Below are 16,626 nucleotides of genomic sequence, written 5' to 3'. Positions count from 1 at the left end.
AATGATATGTTTGCGCATATCATTTTTCGTGTTAACCCGTAGGGACTCTTATGAATCGCAGATATTTGTTAGCAGGGATATGTATCGTCTTTTCAATAGTATCGTGTCAGAAAGGGATAGAATGGGATTTATCGGATGAGGAGGAAGTAGACACGGGTGTTTTGTCGAAGATCGGCTACCAGGTGAGCACGGCAACCGGTGGCACGGAAACCAGTGAAAAACAGTTTTTCCGGGATGCACAGCAACAGCTTACCGAATACAGTCAGAGTGGAAAACTGGGTGGCCAGGATATCGGCCTCAGGTACCGTTTTACCCGCAATACCAATGGTAAAGTGGTGAGGATGGCAGAAGATAATTATCCTGCCGCTACCAATATCAGTTCTATCATCAGGGATATTTATTACACCGGTGATAAGCTGGCGTATATGCTTTCTACCAAATACACTACAACGGGGCAGCTGAGTGACAGCACGGCTTTTGTTTATGGCAGCAATGGCCTGGTAAGCGCCAGAATATTGTATAATGTAGTTTTAGGTACGGCTTATGCCTTCATGAAGGATGAGTTCACGTATGATGGCCAATTGAACCTGGTATCTAAAAAGATGTACACTTATAATGGGACCGGCTATGATCTCAATGCTACTGTAAGTTATACTTATGGCACCAATAAGGCATCGCTCCGGTTACCTGTAGCGGAAACTTTTATCACTGGTGTAGAGGCGCAGGCGGTGGCCGGTTTCGAGCTTTTTTCGAGTCCCGGTTATATGGAACAGCTTTCGCAAACGGGTTCCAATGGCAGTGTTCAGCGTTTTGATAACTATATGGTATCGCCAACATTTGCCGTATCGGAGCGGCCGCTGAAAATAGGCGGTATCATCAATGGCCGTGCTGCTACCATCACTTATACTTACAAAGAGCCGTAACGGAGTTATCTGCGGTTTATTCCTCCCTATCTTTGCTTTGTGTTATACGCTCACCGCTACATACAATACGCAGTTACTGCACTGAAGGGATACGATGGCAGTATGCCTTTACAACATTACCTGAAACAGTTTTTCGCTGCTGATAAGAAGTACGGTTCGAAAGACCGCAAACATATTTCCCAGCTTTGTTACTGTTATTTCCGTATAGGGCATGCGTTAACTGCGCTGCCTGTAGAAGAAAGAATGCAGGTGGCCGTTTTTTTGTGCAATGAACCGCCGGCATGGAATAACATCTTCCCTGAAGACTGGCAACAGTATTATGTACCGGACCTGGACAAAAGGATAACGTTTATACAGGAGAAGTATCCTGCCTTTTCCCCGGCGCAAATTTTCCCCTGGGCCGGCGAATGCAGCGCTGGGCTGGATACTGCTGCCTTTACACGCAGTCTTTTGATGCAACCTGATGTGTTTATACGAATAAGACCGGGTTTTGAAAAAAGGGTGCCGGAGGTGCTAACGCAAAATAATATCAGCTACACCCAGCCTTATAAGGGCGCTATAGCATTGTTGCCCAACACGAAGATCGATAGCCTGCTGAAGCTGAACAGGGAAGTTGTTATCCAGGATCTATCCTCTCAGAAAACTGCTAATCTCCTGTTACACCTGAAACAAAACCAATCTGTTCAGCAAAGAGCAGCACAACAACCTGTAAATGTATGGGATTGCTGTGCAGCCAGCGGTGGTAAATCAATCTTGGCGTTAGATACGCTGGGTAAAATAAATCTAACTGTTTCGGATGTACGCTTATCTATCATTCAAAACCTAAGGCAACGTTTCCAGGAAGCCGGTATCAAACACTTCCGATCATTTGTAGCAGATCTTACTAAACCTATCCCTAATAAATCGTCCCTTCTACCATCTATTATCATCTGCGATGCTCCCTGTAGTGGTTCCGGTACATGGGGACGCGCACCAGAACAGCTTTATTTCTTTACGAAAGAAAAGATTAGTCATTATGCTAACCTGCAAACAAAGATTTCTGACGCCGTGGTAGCGCAGCTTGTTTCTGGTGGTTATTTGTTATACATAACTTGTTCTGTATTCAAACAAGAAAATGAAGTGCAGGTGCAGCGCATTATGGATATACATGGCCTAACGTTAATAGAACAGCAGCTTATTACAGGCTACAGTGAAAAAGCAGATACCATGTTCGCTGCCTTACTGGTGAAATAGGTAGTAGTCCCTTAGCTCCACCGTGATTACTCCTTATGTATTATTCAATGCTAGAATCTTTTGCACATTATTTTCTAATGACAAATCCCAGTACCACCATTTATGAGGAATGTTTTTTTCCTTCAAAAACCTACGTTGATAGGCAATTTTAAACAAGCTCAGAAAAATACGCAGCACCTTTAATAATTCAGGTTCGGGCAGTTCCGCCAATTTTTGAAGATTATGACTAGCCACCCCCTTTTTGATCAGAATACAAGGGGTAAAAGTCGGTTTTAGCTTGCTATTCAATATAGCAGTCTCTGCATCGCTATCCTGTGGCTTTGACTGTCCAATTAAGCCTATCATCCCTTTTAAGTAGTTTCGCTTTTGCGTTAAATCATTCAACATAAATCGATCGAGCAGCTCTTTGTCGGAAATTAAGCCTTGACCATATTTATTAATCAAAATAACATCATCTATTTTCATAATCAACGTGGATTAATTGTTATATGTGGCCTATTGGGCAATAATGGTGGTTGATGCAGATCAATACTACGAGGCATATTATCTAAAATAGAACGAGAACCAGGTAAGGAATTTTTAATCTTTTTCCACTCACTATTTTTAAGTGCTGGTATTACATAGTCCCAGTCTGAATAAGCTCCTGCCTGCCCCGAAGCCCTGCTGCCGACAACTGTAATTGGCTTATTTATTCTTGTTGCCGCATTTTGAATTCTAAGCCACTCGCTTTCAGAAAGCCCACTCGTAACCTGCAATCCTTCGCTTGCAGCAGCTGCCATGGCCTTGCTTGATACAGTAAATCTAAGCATACCGTAGAACCCACTAACTGTATAAGCAACGTTCATTACAGTGTTCAATGCATAAGCAAATGGTACAGTCTTTTGATATGCTATCGCAGATTTTACGCCAATATCTCCATTTTTAGCTGCATAATATTTTAGCAACCAATCAGGCGCATTCGCAGCCAATGCATAACGATCGTCAAGATACCCTTCCATATTATGACCGCCGCTCCGATAATATGTCTTCGGATTATTAAGTTCCAGGGTTGCAGTTTCAGAAGCTCTGGTTGTATTTCCATTCTCATCAATAATAACATTGACATTTGTAATTCTGAATACATCATCTCCCTCGGCAGCAGCGATAGCAATATCCCCTCTTCTGGTGATTACGTCCGGAATCCTCCTGGATGGAAAATTATCTAACCCGCTTTTTATTACACCTCCAGCTTTTCTTGTTGTTGTACGGGTAATATTAATCGTATCACTTCCATCAGGATCGATATTTATAATTGGATTGCCTCCGAAAGATAAGTAAGGAGATTCATATGCTTTAAAGATAGGATCAGAATTCCAGCGGCGGCCTATTCTTGCATCATACTCCCAAAATAATGCAGTATAGCTATTCTCGTTAATTTCTTTGCTACTTTCTTGACCATTAAATCCGTACCTATACCCCTCAATATTATAATTCCTCCCAGGCTGTATCATCCCAAAAGGATAATAATCCTGTGCCGATACTACATCTGCAATATAGTACTCAATCGTTGTGCCGTTACTACTAACAGGCACCTTTCTGTCTGTCAGAGTTGTTACCACATTACTTAAGTGATTTGTTAGTTCATATCGCTTGTCGCCACGGATAGTTGCATAAGAATAGCTTACCCCAAGTCCTGACAGGTAACTATAGCATCCTTCCTGGCTGCTATATTCTAACTGTACCGCCTTCAAAAGCGCCGCTTCATCTGGCGCAATATTACCTTCCACCTGCTTATCCAGTTCATCCAACTCCTCGTATAGTAGCCTTAACCTCTCCTGCGTTTTCCGGTAAGATGCCTGATGATATTGTTTCAAACTATGAACTGATTGTTTCCGCTGCAGCGCCTGCACTTCCTTCAGCAGCCACTGGTGCCGTCGTTCCTGCCAAACCCGGTACAATTCAAAAGGATTGATCCGCTGTTCCGTCAGCAAAGCGCTATTTACCAGTTTCAGACTGTCGGTTACTTTTCCCCACCTGTCATAAATACGCAACATCGCATCTGTACGCCGTAGCGACATCATTGGCCACTTAGCTAACGGGTCAGCAGCATAAAAAAGTGTACTGTCCTTTCGCTTTAGCATAGCCCCTAGTAGCCGCCGGTCTGTGATAGGTGTACTCCTATCAGCAACTCTATTATAACGCATCTGCACGATAGCCCGCTGCAATGCCAATGCTTTCTGCTCTTGCTCTAATGCCTGTATAACATCCGGCATACCCTCACTTTTCAGTGATATCCGCTCTTCTCTAATGCCAGAACCATGCAAGTTCTTGCTTCCAGAAAGCGATAATAAGCGCAACTTTAGCTTTATATCCTCTATACAACGCCAAATGCTATCCAGCCTGTTGCGGTACCAGCCAAACACATCCGTCGTACCATCTACCAGACTTGCATAATCATGCGCCGTTAACACCGTCGAATCAAATAATCGCCCATAGGTATTAAATAAATACAAACTATGCGAAACCTCGTTTACCACCGCCATATTAATGAAGCCGGAAATCTGTCGGTTGCCCCACACGCGCCATCCGGCTCTCTGCGCTACAGCATTCTTCAGGTAAATATGCACATTAGGATCGCTTTCCATCCGAAACGACTGCGCATCAACTCTCCGAACAAATAACGAAACAATAAGAAATACAATAAGTAAAAATAACAGGTAGTTTCCCCGGAACAGGTGAGCATTTAGCTGGTGGCGATAGGTTGTCATGAATTAGGTTTGGGTTGCCCTAATTTACCACTTATAAAAAGGATTTACAAGTGAAAATTACCGGCTAACCTCAAATCAGCGTCCTGCATTTCAGGGAAGAATGCCGATAATTCTTCCAGTCCATAGGTTAGCCCTGATGTCCCCCTATCTCTAAAATACCCCATGAGCTATAAAAAACACCCACTGGCTCCCATATATTCCAATCACATCCACAGGCAACCCATTTGCGAAGAAATACGCTTTAAACCTATACACGCAGTATATAAAATGAGTATGCCTATTAGTAGTTGTTGTTTACAGCAACTACTAATAGGCATAGCCCAGTCTTTTTATGTCACAATTTACAGGTTATTTTGAACCCATGGTTTGTAGCCTCTGTCGCCACCAATCTGCAACTCTTTAATAAAAATCAATATTTTGTAGTATTTTCACGGCGCAAATGGTTCTTAGCATAAATTTCACGATGTTAGGATTAATAGGGAATCAGGTGTAAATCCTGAACAGACCCGCTACTGTAAGTTCTATAACAACACTTTGACAATCTGTTCGCCACTGTTTTTAGTGAATAAAAATGGGAAGGCCGTCTAAAGTGAGAATAAGTCAGGAGACCTGCCACTGCACATATTTTTTTAAAGCTTTCGAGGATGGGGCTTTGAATACAACCTGAGCTGAAGCTATTCAGTATCTATTTGTTTTCGTATGTCAATCGGTAAGCTGTCTGAAATCAATTATTGATGGATCATTCAGAGGCATTGAAGACGCTGGCAGCAGTGTTTTTGACAGTTATTGGTATGAACCTGTACGCGCAACAAACCGGGCGGGATTCTATACGTATGGATACCAGCGTGGTTAAAACGTTGCCGCATGTTACTATCTCCACATCGGGGTATAAAGAAGTTATTCCTTCGCAAAGGCTGGCTGGTGCGCATTTGAAAAGTTTAAACAGTTTTTCTGTTGCCGATGCGATCCGTTATTTTGCCGGGGTGCAGGTAAAGGATTATGGGGGAATAGGCGGGCTGAAAACGGTAGATATACGCAGTATGGGTACCAATCATATGGGCGTATTTTATGATGGCATTCAGTTGGGAAATGCTCAAAACGGGCAGGTGGATCTTGGGAAGTTTTCGATGGATAATATAGAATCCATTTCTCTTTATAACGGGCAGAAAAGCGAGATATTTCAACCTGCCAAAGATTATGGTTCATCCGGTTCTATTTACCTGCGGAGCAGGAAGCCGGTATTTGACTCTTTAAAAAGAACAAATTTTAAAGGTGTATTTAAAACGGGTTCGTTTGACCTGGTCAATCCTTCTTTATTGCTTGAGCAAAAGTTAACGAAAAACATAAACTATTCTTTAAGTGGTGAATATGTGAAGTCTTCCGGCCGCTATCCTTTCCGTTACAGAAGGGTGTTTCATGAGTCGGGCAATGTAGCCTGGGATACTACTGCTATCAGGGAAAATGGTGATATCGATGCGAAGCGGGTTGAAAGCGGGCTGTATGGCAATATCAACCGTGGATGGTGGAACGTGAAAGGGTATTTCTATCATTCAGAAAGAGGCATACCCGGCGCCATCGTCAATAATGTGTGGAAGCGTTCTCAAAGGCAGTGGGACCGGAACTTCTTTTTGCAGGGCTCTTTTCAGAAGAATATTGTGAATGGTTACGATATACAGGTGAATGCAAAGTATGCCAACGACTATATGCGTTACCTGAACCCTGATACGACCTTAATGTATATCGATAACAATTTCCGTCAGCGGGAGTGGTATGCTTCTGTTGCGAATAAATATAGTTTGTCGAAGAAGGTTGATCTTAATTTGTCGACAGATTTCCAGTATAACACACTTCATTCTAACCTGGATGGATTTGTTTTTCCAAAGCGGTTTACATCACTTGTTTCATTAGCAGGAGCAGCAGACCTGGGGGCGTTTAAAATGCAGGCAAGTGTTTTAGGTACGTTTGTTCATGAGCGTATTACCAGGGGGAACACTTCTGTTGGTGACTCTGCAGTAGCGGCGCCTTCGAGGAATGAAGTGACACCGGCAGTGTTTGTGTCGTACAAGCCTTTTCGGAAAGTTGATTTGAACATCAGGGCCTTCTATAAGAATATATTCCGGATGCCCACTTTCAATGACCTGTATTATACCGATATCGGCAATATTAGTCTGAAGCCGGAATTTACACATCAATACAATATTGGCTTTTTATATCGCATAAACCGGCCAAGTTCTTTTTTATGTGACTGGCAGCTACAATCGGATGTTTATTATAACAAGGTTACGGATAAGATCGTTGCCGTTCTCAAAGGGAATAGCATGTACCGCTGGATGATCATGAATATCGGGAAAGTGGAGATAAAGGGTGTGGATGTGGTGGCTAATCAGACCTTTCGGTTTCCGGGGAATGTTTTATTGAATGTAAGGGCTGGTTATACTTATCAAAAGGCGCAGGACATGACGGAATCTAAAAATCCTGAAATACAGAAGTTGACTTATGGCGGCCAGATCGCTTATATTCCCTGGCATAGCGGTTCGCTTATATCGAGCCTGCAATATCAAACATGGCGGCTGAACTACAGTTTTATTTATGTAGGCAAGCGTTATCATAATTCCGCCAATATACCTGAGAACTATGAGCAGCCCTGGTATACCAGTGACCTGTCGGCGTCGAAGGAGATTAAACTTAACAGGTGTCGGTTTAAAGTTGCCGGTGAGCTCAATAACGTGTTCAGCCAGGATTATGATGTGGTGTATAATTACCCGATGCCGAAACGAAATTTCAAAATCATTTTATCTGTTGAGCTATGAGAAAGTATTCATTGTTCATCATAGTGTTACTGTTGTTTGCAGTTGCTTCGTGCAGAAAAGATGTGGAGGTGTTTGGTAATGAAGATATTTCGCTGGGCGGCCCATCCGAAAACGGCTTCTATGGCTTTTACCTGCTGAATGAGGGGAATATGGGCAGTAATAAAAGCACGCTGGATTATTTCGATTATACCACCGGTAATTATCAAAGGAATATTTATGCTGTCACTAATCCGAATGTTCCCAAGGAGCTGGGAGATGTAGGGAATGATATCGCTATTTATGGCAGCAGGCTTTATGCAGTTATCAATGCTTCCAATAAGATAGAGGTGATGGATGCAAAGACTGCGCGAAGGATCGGGCAGATCGAGATCCCTAATTGCCGTTATATAAAGTTTGATAAAGGTTTTGCTTATATCACTTCATATGCCGGTCCCATTGAAATTAACCCGGATTATACGCAGAAGGGGTATGTGGCGAAAGTAGATACGGCTACACTTGCGGTAGTAAGCAAGTGTATTGTAGGCTTTCAGCCTGATGAGCTGGAGATTACGGATGGTAAGATATATGTAGCCAACTCTGGCGGTTATATGGGGGCGGGGAGTTCGGAGAAGTATGAGCGAACTGTTTCGGTGATTGACCTGGCCAGTTTTACGGAGGATAAGCGTATTGATGTAGCCTATAACCTTCATCATATACAAGCTGACAAACGTGGTGATCTATGGGTGACATCGAGGGGGGATTACAAGCAACTTCCTTCGCGGCTTTATTTTATAGATAAAGTGCAGCAGAAGGTTACTGATACCTTACCTGTTGCTGTCAGTAATTTTTACCTGGATGGCGATTCGCTGTATATCTACAGTACAGAGTGGAGTTATATTACTTACTCGAACGTTATCACCTATGGCATTGTAAATACACGTACGCGCGAGGTGGTCAGCCGTTCCTTTATTACTGATGGCACCGACAAGGAGATAGAGATACCTTATGGGATAATGGTACACCCGGTTACAAAAGACATTTATGTAACTGATGCGGGTAATTATGTTGCGCCCGGCATACTTTACTGTTTTACGAAGGAGGGGAAGAAGAAATGGAGCGTTCGCACTGGTGATATACCTGCTCATTTTGCATTATTACCTAAACAATAAACAAGCTCTGATTAAAGAAGGAGTACGATAAACCGAAAATGAAACACATGAAAAAAGTCATTTGTTTGACATTGCTTGCAGCTATTATTTTCTTTGCCTTCTCGTGCAGGAAAGATCAGTTCTTTGCGCCCAGTATTTCCGGTGTAGGAGCCGATACCATTGTTTTGAATATTGGCGATAGGATGGTGCTGGCGCCCAATATCACCAATGTTGCGGGGAACAGTTATACCTGGCTGGTGAATGGGAAGAAGGTGGCTTCGGACCAGATCAACTATACATTTGAAGCTACTGTACCAGGAGACTTTGACGTTCGTTTTAAAGTAAATAATAAAGGTGGCGCCGATGAGCAATCATTTAAGATACATGTAGAGGAGGCCATTGTAATATCTATGGGCAGTGTGCTTACTGCGCCGCTCAGTGAAGTAGTGGAAATTGCACCTTTGGTGAAAGGGCCTAAAAGAAGTGATTATGCTTATGAGTGGTCGATAGGCGATTCTGTTATTGCTAAAAGTCTGCATCTTAGTTTTATTTCACCGGAGCCGGGTTCTTATGATCTTACACTTCGTGTTACGGCAGGTAAGCAAACAGCAACAGCTACCAGTAAGATAACAGTAGCAACGGCAGACTATAGCACTAACGCGTATACTGTGCTGGAATATGCGCCGGCACCCGGGAAACTGCATAACTGGTCTGTTATAGGCGACAAGGATTCGTGGAAATACGGCGTTGAATATCCGCTTGCCTATAATGATTTTTTAACCAAGGCAACTGCCTTAAGAAAGGCTACTCCTTACCTCCGGCTTTTTGTTGGTTCATGGGGTGGTTATGCCACTTTTAAATTTGACCATACCGTTGCCAATGTTGCTGGTAAAACCGACCTGGAGTTGACTGCTTTCTTCTCTAACCGTGATCTGCCGGGTGTTTACGTGGCTTATGACCGTAATAAAAACGGCAAGCCTGATGATGATGAGTGGTATGAGATCAAGAATGCGGATTACGGATTGGAGGATACGCTGGAGTATGAGATGACTTTTACCTACGACAGAACGGAAGTAGTGGATAATAAAAGAGTATATACTTACTTTGGCTGGGTTGATAATAAAACATCTTCTGCGCAGGGAACAATAGAAACCAACAAAACCTTCAGCAGCGCTACCACCACATCGGGGGCTCTTTCTACCAGAGGATTCTTTCCCGGCTGCTACATGGATATCAATGCCAAGGAGATGGTAATAATGGACGGATGGAAGCAATCGTTTTCACGTAAAGGCAAGCGCATTACGAAAGATCTGACCGGTGCCAGTCCTTTTGCACAGGCGTTGAACATCGATATCGATATGGCGGTAAATGTGAAGGGAGAGCCTGTTCATTTGCCGGGGATCAACTTTGTAAAGGTCAGGAAGAATGTATATCCTATCCAGCAGGACTTTCTCAACAATGGTGGCAAGATGACCGATTTCAATATGGAAGAGACGCGGATGTTACAGGTGGGTTCCATTATAGACAGGAACCTTAAAAAATAAATGAAAAGCCGGGCAACCATATCTATAAATCATCAAATTCAGCACTAATGAAAAAAACACTTTTTAGTAAAACACTACTCATTGCAATCATTTCACTGGCAGTAGCCAGTTCCTGTTCAAAACAGAATGATGTGCAGGATCCTGCCTTGCAGCTGGAGAGCGCCCGGGGCAATGCTTCCAAAGCAGCAACCACTACCTATACCATTACATTTGAAGGAATAGGCAGTAGTTATATGGCAGGTCCTACTTCTTATGGCGATAATACTTATGCTGCCTATAGCGGCACCCAGATAGCTCCCTATACCCATTCGCCCAGCAACCTGCGGTTTGCGATCAAAGGCGCCGGAGGGGCTTCGCCTGTGAACTACTGGGATGGTGGTTTTGTAGTTTCGGACTGGAACTATAAATCGAATATTCCGGGAGAAACAGGTGACTGGTGGTATTCGTATCTTAACCAGTGCAGCGTTTATTCCGGCACTGACGGCTCTAAAAACGGCGGCTACGGCGGCAGCAGCAACTTTGCCGTTATGTTTGGTTATGTAGACGCCTATAATTCTACTTATGCTACACGGCCTACGCTTGATTTTACTTCGGGCAGCGGCGTGATTGAAGGCATGTATGTATGTCTTTCTTCTTACGCCTATGGCGTAATTGAATACGGTAATTCATTTGGAACTATTGGTGTAGCTACCCCACTCAGGGATGTCGCGAATGGAGAAGGGTATGTTAAGTTGCTTGCCTATGGTTACAATGGCAATACACCTACCAATGGTGGTGTTCCTGTTGAGATAGATCTTGCAAAATATTCCAATCATTTACCTGTTGTGAGTCCGCTTACTTCATGGACTTATTTCGACCTATCGGATCTTGGTACTGTTACCCGTGTTGAATTCAATATTGAAGGCAACGATTCAGGTACTTACGGATTAAATACACCAGCCTATGTGTGTATGGACAATATTGATGTGACCTTGTAATAGTATCATTCAAGAGCATGCCCGGCTTTTTATCATCCTTTAACATTAGTGCAATTAATTAACCTGATAAAATGAACAATCAAAATAAAATACTCGGATACCTGGTTTTGGTTTTAGTATTAATAAGCAGTTGCGGAAAAAAAGATGCAGTGGCTCCGGAAGCTGCGCCGGAGATCTCGGGGCTTGAAACGGAGTATTATGTTGTGGTGAGAGATTCTGTTAAGTTAAGTCCTGTGGTAGCCAGCAGGGTAGATTCCCTGGTATGGGTTGTTAACGGTAAAAGAGTCGCCAATGCCTTGCAGTATACTTTCCAGGCTCCTGCGGAGCCTGCCGGTTATAGTGTTATTGTGATGGCTTATAATTCCGGTAATATTTTTCAGAAGGTGTTTCAAATTACCACGGGGCGTTTTCTTAACTGGCAAACGACAACGAATGCGATCTTAACGATAGCGGCTCCGCAGAAATTTGCAGGCAAAACTGATGTAAGCTGGGAAGTATTGTCGGCCCCCTCTGATCTGTACAGGCTTTCTGACAATAAAACTTCTACGGCTTTGTTTAGTACGGTGGACAGGGGAACGTATCAATTAAGCGTTTCATCGGGAAACCTGGTGGATACGCTTCTTGTTACTGTACGTCAAGCAGCGAAGCTGCAGTCTGCCTATATTGCAAAGGTGTTTGATTACCTGCCTGCTCCCGGCCAGTTTGTAAACGAGTTGCCTAAATATACTTCCGGGGATACCTATGAAACCATGATAGCCAAAGCTGGTAAAGAGCTGGTAGGTGAAGATGCCAATACCATAACATTAGGCGGCTGGGGTGGTTATGTAGTTCTGGGTTTTGATCATACCATTGTAAATGTTGCGGGCAGGCGTGATTTCAGGATATGGGGGAATGCGTTTGGCGCCAATGCGAATCCGCGTCCGAATGCGCCATTCGGCGGCAGCTGTGAGCCTGGCATTGTGATGGTGGCTTACGATAAAAACAAAAATGGCAAACCCGATGAAGATGAGTGGTATGAAATAAAAGGCAGTGGCAATTTCTCAGCCGAGAGTGAGCTTTGGTATAATGCTGCTGTTGGTAACAAGAATGATGTGCGTACTTTCCGTAATTACGAAATGACCTATAGCCGTCCGGCAACAGAGACGCCTGTTGGTACGCCGCAGAATTATACCAGCATCGCCAATTATATTGCCTGGGCTGATAACCAAAGTCAACAGGGTTATAAGATTAAAAATACGTTTCATACGCAGAGCTATTATCCTGGCTGGATGAAAGATGATAAGATCACTTACAAAGGCATCCGTCTTGCCAACAACTCTATAGATGAAAGCGGGCAGGGGAGCTACTATGTATTGTATGCATTCAGGTATGGTTATGTAGATAACTATCCCAATGCGCATGATAATTCGGGGATAGATATTGACTGGGCTATTGACAAAAATGGCAATAAGGTAAATTTGCCTGGTATCGATTTTGTGAAAGTGTATAACGGGATAGACAAGGAAAACGGGTGGTTGGGAGAGGTCTCTACCGAGATCAGCCGCGGGGAGGACTTGCATTTATTGGGTGCGAAGATTGCGACGATAGTGGAATAGGAGTGTTTGCGCACATACATTGAGAAGGCGCAAAAAGACAGCTTTATGTTGCGTATGCTGCGGGCTTTGGAGCTGCTATTAGAAGAAAGGCACACTGTTAATGAAACCGCTTTTAAAGTGGGTTATAACAGTGTGCCTACGTTTAGTAACACTTTTTATAAAAAACCAGGTACGCGACCTTCGGACTATGTAAAGTTACGGGGTGTATTAAAGCATAAAAGGTGATTTGCCACCTTGTATGATACCGCCGCCAATTACTTCATCGCCTTCATAGAATACAGCGCTTTGACCGGGAGCGATACTCTTTACATTTTCATAGAAGCGAATGCGAAGTCCGTTGTCGCTGGTGTATAAGTTGCTTAAGGCGCCTTTATCCTTGTAGCGGATCTTGGTGATTGCTTCCATGCCATCGGTGATGCCGTCGTACTTTATCCAGTTGATGCGGCCTACGAGCATTTCGCTTCTTTCCAGATCGGCTTCATCGCCGAGTACGACTGTATTGTTTTCCGGGTCGATACCGGTAACATATACGGGGCGACCCAGGGCTATATCGAGGCCTTTGCGCTGGCCGATGGTGTAGAAGGGGTAACCTTTATGTTGTCCGAGGCGTTTACCGGTTTTGTCGATGAACCATCCGCCGGAGACTTTATCTTCCAATCCATCTACCCGGCGTTTCAGGAATCCGCGGTAGTCGTTATCGGGTACGAAGCAGATCTCGTAGCTTTCGCTTTTTTTAGCCAGTTCGGGGTAGCCGTAGTCGAGCGCCATCTGGCGGATCTCGGATTTGCGGTATTTTCCCAGGGGCATAATGGTGCGGCTCAGGAGTTCCTGGTCGAGGCCCCACAATACATAGCTCTGGTCTTTGAGTTCATCGAGCCCTTTGCTGATAACATACCTGCCGTTTTCATGCTGGTAGACATTGGCGTAGTGGCCGGTAGCGATAAAATCGCATCCGAGTGCGTTTGCCCGCTTTAAGAGTGCACGCCATTTTATATGGGTGTTGCACATGACACAAGGATTGGGTGTGCGTCCTGCGAGGTATTCTTCTACGAAGTTTTCTACTACAAAGTCGCCGAACTCTTCCCTTATATCGAGGATGAAATGCGCAAAGCCATGCTGGACAGCTGCCTGTCGCGCGTCGTTAAAACTATCGATATTACAGCAGCCGGTCTCTTTATGACCTCCGCCACTTGTGGCATAATCCCATGTTTTCATGGTGATGCCGATCACCTCATACCCCTCATGGTGTAACATGAGGGCTGTAACGGTACTGTCTATACCGCCGCTCATTGCTACTAAAACCTTTCCTTTACGGCTCATAATCAAACCTTTATGCCTCTGAATGCGAGGCGCAGTAAATAAAAATATCCTGCAAAGATAGAAAAAATGACGATGGCAGGTGGTGAATGGTTGAGGGGAAGGGTGGTGGCCTTTTATCAGGCTACCTGTTCTGATATGTCATTCATGGTGATGGCCATGTGGCTTTCGTTATAGGTGCATACTCCGTTCCTGATCACCAATACCTGGGGGGATTCGTGGTGAACCCTGAAATCTTCGGCCAGTTGGTTTGAGATGTCGCGGTGTGCGATCAGGTCGAGGTAATAAAAATCACCATTGTCCGGTACGCCGCTGCGTTCCAGACGATTCAGGACCATGCTGCTGATACTGCAGCGTGTACTATGTTTAAATATTACCTGGGGAATCTGAAATGATTTCTCCTTAAGTGTGTCTACCTGTGCCTTTGAAGTCAGGGATATCCAATTCATAAAAACGCTCTCTTCTTTTCTTTACCTCTAAATAAAATGGACGTAACGGATCATCAATACATTCAAAGCCTAGGAACGGAAATACTTTGAGTTATGACTGGGACAACCCATTCCTCTGCGGGAGCCAGAGCAGGAACTCAGCGCTGCAGCAACAAAACTGATAAATACAATGGCTAAGAGTATCTTCTTCATTTTGAACAATTGAAATAAACAATTTTACTTTGTGTGTTACGTATGCTACCAAAGATAACATTTTTATCGCTTTTGTTGTATGGCCCCCTAAAAAAAGGGCATACCGGGCAGCTACGAAAACAAAATCATAAATAAAAGATCAAATACTATACCTTCTTATTAAGCAATTGTTTATCTAAAAATATTTTACGGTGAAAGTTCATTTTATCTCCATAGGAGGCAGTGTGATGCATCAACTGGCCATTGCACTTAAAAATAAAGGATACCAGGTAACGGGAACTGATGATGAAATCTTTGAGCCTGCGCGTACCAACCTGATCGATAATGGTTTATTACCGGCTTCAATGGGATGGAACCCGGATATGATCACAGCGGACCTGGATGCGGTGATCCTTGGTATGCATGCCAAGGCTGATAATCCTGAGTTATTGAAAGCCAGTTCGTTAGGGCTGAAGATTTATTCTTTTCCCGAATATATTTACCAGGAAAGCATCACCAAGACGAGGGTAGTGGTGGGAGGCAGTCATGGTAAAACCACTACCACGAGTATGATCATGCATGTACTACGCCAGCGTGAGCTGCAGTTCGATTACCTGGTAGGTGCGCGTTTGGAGGGATTTGACCAGAGTGTGAAGGTTACCGAGGCGCCGGTTATTGTTTGTGAAGGAGATGAATATCCGGCCAGTGTGTTGGAAAAACGCCCCAAATTTCATTTCCTGTTTCCTCATATTGCTATTATTACGGGTATCGCCTGGGATCATATCAATGTGTTTCCCACATTTGAAATTTATCTTGAGCAGTTCCGTATTTACATCGATAAAATAGAAAAAGGCGGTATTCTGATTTATAATGAATCAGATACGCAATTGAAGGCGTTGGTGGAATCGCATCGGAGGAGTGATATCCGTTACCAGCCTTATGGCGTACCTCAACATAAAATTGAGGAAGGCGTTACGGAGGTGACTATTGAAGGCGCTACTGCGGCGCTTAAAGTTTTTGGTGATCATAACCTGTTGAACTTACATGCTGCTTGGTATGCCTGTAAGGAGTTAGGTGTTGATCCTGAGCAGTTTGTAGCGGCTATCAGCAATTTTACGGGGGCTGCGAAAAGACTTGAGCTGCTTGGCAGCGGGCCGTCGGTAAATATATACCGTGATTTTGCGCATGCTCCCAGCAAGGTAAAGGCCACTATAGAGGCGGTAAAACAGCAGTATCCCCAACGTACGTTATTTGCTGTTCTTGAGTTACATACTTACAGCAGCCTCAATGAAGCCTTTATGAGCGAATACAAAGGAGCTATGGATCAAGCCGATCACGGGGTTGTCTTTTATTCGAAACATGCATTGGAAATCAAGCGGATGCCGGATCTACCGGAAAATAAAGTGGTAGAAGGATTTGCCAAGCCGGGTTTAAAGGTGTTTCATGATAAGGCCCAGTTGTGGGAGTGGCTGCAGGCGCAGGACTATGCGCATGCCAGCCTTTTACTTATGAGCAGCGGCAATTATGACGGGCTGGATATGGCCGGGCTTGCTGCGAAAATTACCGGGAAGTAACAAGTACGGGTTGTTTTTGGTGGCAGTGTGAGTGCGGGTTTAAGGCGGCTTATAAACGGCTCTATAAAGCGTACTTTTTAACAGGCGGGAGGAAAGGGGATGTGATAGGGATTCCTGGGAGGGGCATCAAACTTATTCTTTTTTTGGGTTTGTGTTGGG

The 16,626-nt window shown here is 44.0% G+C and carries 13 protein-coding genes and 1 riboswitch; of the genes, 9 read left to right on the top strand and 4 right to left on the bottom strand.

What is annotated here, in order from left to right; genetic code table 11:
* Positions 1-50: 50 nt before the first annotated feature.
* Positions 51-923 carry a hypothetical protein gene (locus ESB13_RS10680; protein ID WP_129002965.1) on the top strand — a complete coding sequence of 291 codons (873 nt, stop codon included), beginning with the start codon at positions 51-53 and terminating at the stop codon, positions 921-923.
* 39 nt (positions 924-962) lie between these two features.
* On the top strand, positions 963-2,156 hold the full coding sequence (locus tag ESB13_RS10675; protein ID WP_246022489.1) for an RsmB/NOP family class I SAM-dependent RNA methyltransferase: 1,194 nt from the start codon (positions 963-965) through the stop codon (positions 2,154-2,156).
* A 33-nt stretch (positions 2,157-2,189) separates the two neighbouring features.
* Here the strand turns inward: ESB13_RS10675 and ESB13_RS10670 are convergent, their stop codons facing one another.
* Together ESB13_RS10670 and ESB13_RS10665 are read right to left on the bottom strand one after the other, a co-directional pair.
* A complete protein-coding gene (locus tag ESB13_RS10670; RefSeq protein ID WP_129002964.1) occupies positions 2,190-2,621 on the bottom strand; it encodes a DUF5958 family protein in 432 nt (143 codons plus the stop codon).
* 2 nt (positions 2,622-2,623) lie between these two features.
* Positions 2,624-4,903, bottom strand: a complete 2,280-nt coding sequence (locus tag ESB13_RS10665) for an RHS repeat domain-containing protein (RefSeq protein WP_129002963.1) — start codon at positions 4,901-4,903, stop codon at positions 2,624-2,626.
* A 423-nt stretch (positions 4,904-5,326) separates the two neighbouring features.
* Positions 5,327-5,534: riboswitch (cobalamin riboswitch) on the top strand.
* 103 nt (positions 5,535-5,637) lie between these two features.
* On the opposite strand from ESB13_RS10665, the gene ESB13_RS10660 reads away from it, so the two are divergent.
* The 6 genes from ESB13_RS10660 (at position 5,638) to ESB13_RS24290 (ending at position 13,181) form a co-directional block, all read left to right on the top strand.
* Entirely contained in the window at positions 5,638-7,713 is a 2,076-nt protein-coding gene (locus tag ESB13_RS10660; RefSeq protein ID WP_129002962.1) for a TonB-dependent receptor, read from the top strand.
* Positions 7,710-8,861, top strand: coding sequence for a YncE family protein (locus ESB13_RS10655; protein ID WP_129002961.1), 1,152 nt, complete (start codon positions 7,710-7,712; stop codon positions 8,859-8,861). Before ESB13_RS10660 ends, ESB13_RS10655 begins: the two co-directional genes overlap by 4 nt.
* Before the next feature lie 47 nt (positions 8,862-8,908).
* Entirely contained in the window at positions 8,909-10,384 is a 1,476-nt protein-coding gene (locus tag ESB13_RS10650; protein WP_164974166.1) for a PKD-like domain-containing protein, read from the top strand.
* A gap of 47 nt (positions 10,385-10,431) precedes the next feature.
* The gene (locus ESB13_RS10645) at positions 10,432-11,361 is read left to right on the top strand and encodes a DUF4465 domain-containing protein (protein WP_129002959.1); all 930 of its coding nucleotides are present in this window, start codon (positions 10,432-10,434) and stop codon (positions 11,359-11,361) included.
* 71 nt (positions 11,362-11,432) lie between these two features.
* On the top strand, positions 11,433-12,956 hold the full coding sequence (locus ESB13_RS10640) for a hypothetical protein (RefSeq protein WP_129002958.1): 1,524 nt from the start codon (positions 11,433-11,435) through the stop codon (positions 12,954-12,956).
* 45 nt (positions 12,957-13,001) lie between these two features.
* On the top strand, positions 13,002-13,181 hold the full coding sequence (locus ESB13_RS24290) for a helix-turn-helix domain-containing protein (protein WP_129003386.1): 180 nt from the start codon (positions 13,002-13,004) through the stop codon (positions 13,179-13,181).
* On the opposite strand, the gene mnmA is transcribed toward ESB13_RS24290, so the two are convergent.
* Together mnmA and ytxJ are read right to left on the bottom strand one after the other, a co-directional pair.
* Positions 13,164-14,276, bottom strand: coding sequence for a tRNA 2-thiouridine(34) synthase MnmA (gene mnmA / locus ESB13_RS10630; RefSeq protein ID WP_129002957.1), 1,113 nt, complete (start codon positions 14,274-14,276; stop codon positions 13,164-13,166). The two genes, ESB13_RS24290 and mnmA, sit on opposite strands and share 18 nt — an antisense overlap.
* A 116-nt stretch (positions 14,277-14,392) precedes the next feature.
* Complete coding sequence (gene ytxJ, locus ESB13_RS10625; protein ID WP_129002956.1) at positions 14,393-14,722, bottom strand: bacillithiol system redox-active protein YtxJ; 330 nt, start codon at positions 14,720-14,722, stop codon at positions 14,393-14,395.
* 383 nt (positions 14,723-15,105) lie between these two features.
* Here ytxJ and ESB13_RS10620 point away from each other — a divergent pair, with 383 nt between their 5' ends.
* Positions 15,106-16,467: a UDP-N-acetylmuramate--L-alanine ligase gene (locus tag ESB13_RS10620; RefSeq protein WP_129002955.1), complete on the top strand. Its 1,362-nt coding sequence runs from the start codon at positions 15,106-15,108 to the stop codon at positions 16,465-16,467.
* The last annotated feature ends 159 nt before the right edge of the window (positions 16,468-16,626 follow it).

This window comes from Filimonas effusa, assembly GCF_004118675.1.
In the GTDB taxonomy this organism is placed as follows: Bacteria; Bacteroidota; Bacteroidia; order Chitinophagales; family Chitinophagaceae; genus Filimonas; species Filimonas effusa.
This window is presented reverse-complemented; position numbering and strand designations above follow the sequence as displayed.

Bases quoted from the DNA above. Each gene is read 5' to 3' on its own strand.
- ESB13_RS10680 (WP_129002965.1), top strand. From the start codon at position 51: ATGAATCGCAGATATTTGTTAGCAGGGATATGTATCGTCTTTTCAATA.
- mnmA (WP_129002957.1), bottom strand. From the start codon at position 14,276: ATGAGCCGTAAAGGAAAGGTTTTAGTAGCAATGAGCGGCGGTATAGAC.
- ESB13_RS10640 (WP_129002958.1), top strand. From the start codon at position 11,433: ATGAACAATCAAAATAAAATACTCGGATACCTGGTTTTGGTTTTAGTA.
- ESB13_RS10660 (WP_129002962.1), top strand. From the start codon at position 5,638: ATGGATCATTCAGAGGCATTGAAGACGCTGGCAGCAGTGTTTTTGACA.
- ESB13_RS10655 (WP_129002961.1), top strand. From the start codon at position 7,710: ATGAGAAAGTATTCATTGTTCATCATAGTGTTACTGTTGTTTGCAGTT.
- ytxJ (WP_129002956.1), bottom strand. From the start codon at position 14,722: ATGAATTGGATATCCCTGACTTCAAAGGCACAGGTAGACACACTTAAG.
- ESB13_RS10645 (WP_129002959.1), top strand. From the start codon at position 10,432: ATGAAAAAAACACTTTTTAGTAAAACACTACTCATTGCAATCATTTCA.
- ESB13_RS10650 (WP_164974166.1), top strand. From the start codon at position 8,909: ATGAAAAAAGTCATTTGTTTGACATTGCTTGCAGCTATTATTTTCTTT.
- ESB13_RS10670 (WP_129002964.1), bottom strand. From the start codon at position 2,621: ATGAAAATAGATGATGTTATTTTGATTAATAAATATGGTCAAGGCTTA.
- ESB13_RS24290 (WP_129003386.1), top strand. From the start codon at position 13,002: ATGTTGCGTATGCTGCGGGCTTTGGAGCTGCTATTAGAAGAAAGGCAC.
- ESB13_RS10665 (WP_129002963.1), bottom strand. From the start codon at position 4,903: ATGACAACCTATCGCCACCAGCTAAATGCTCACCTGTTCCGGGGAAAC.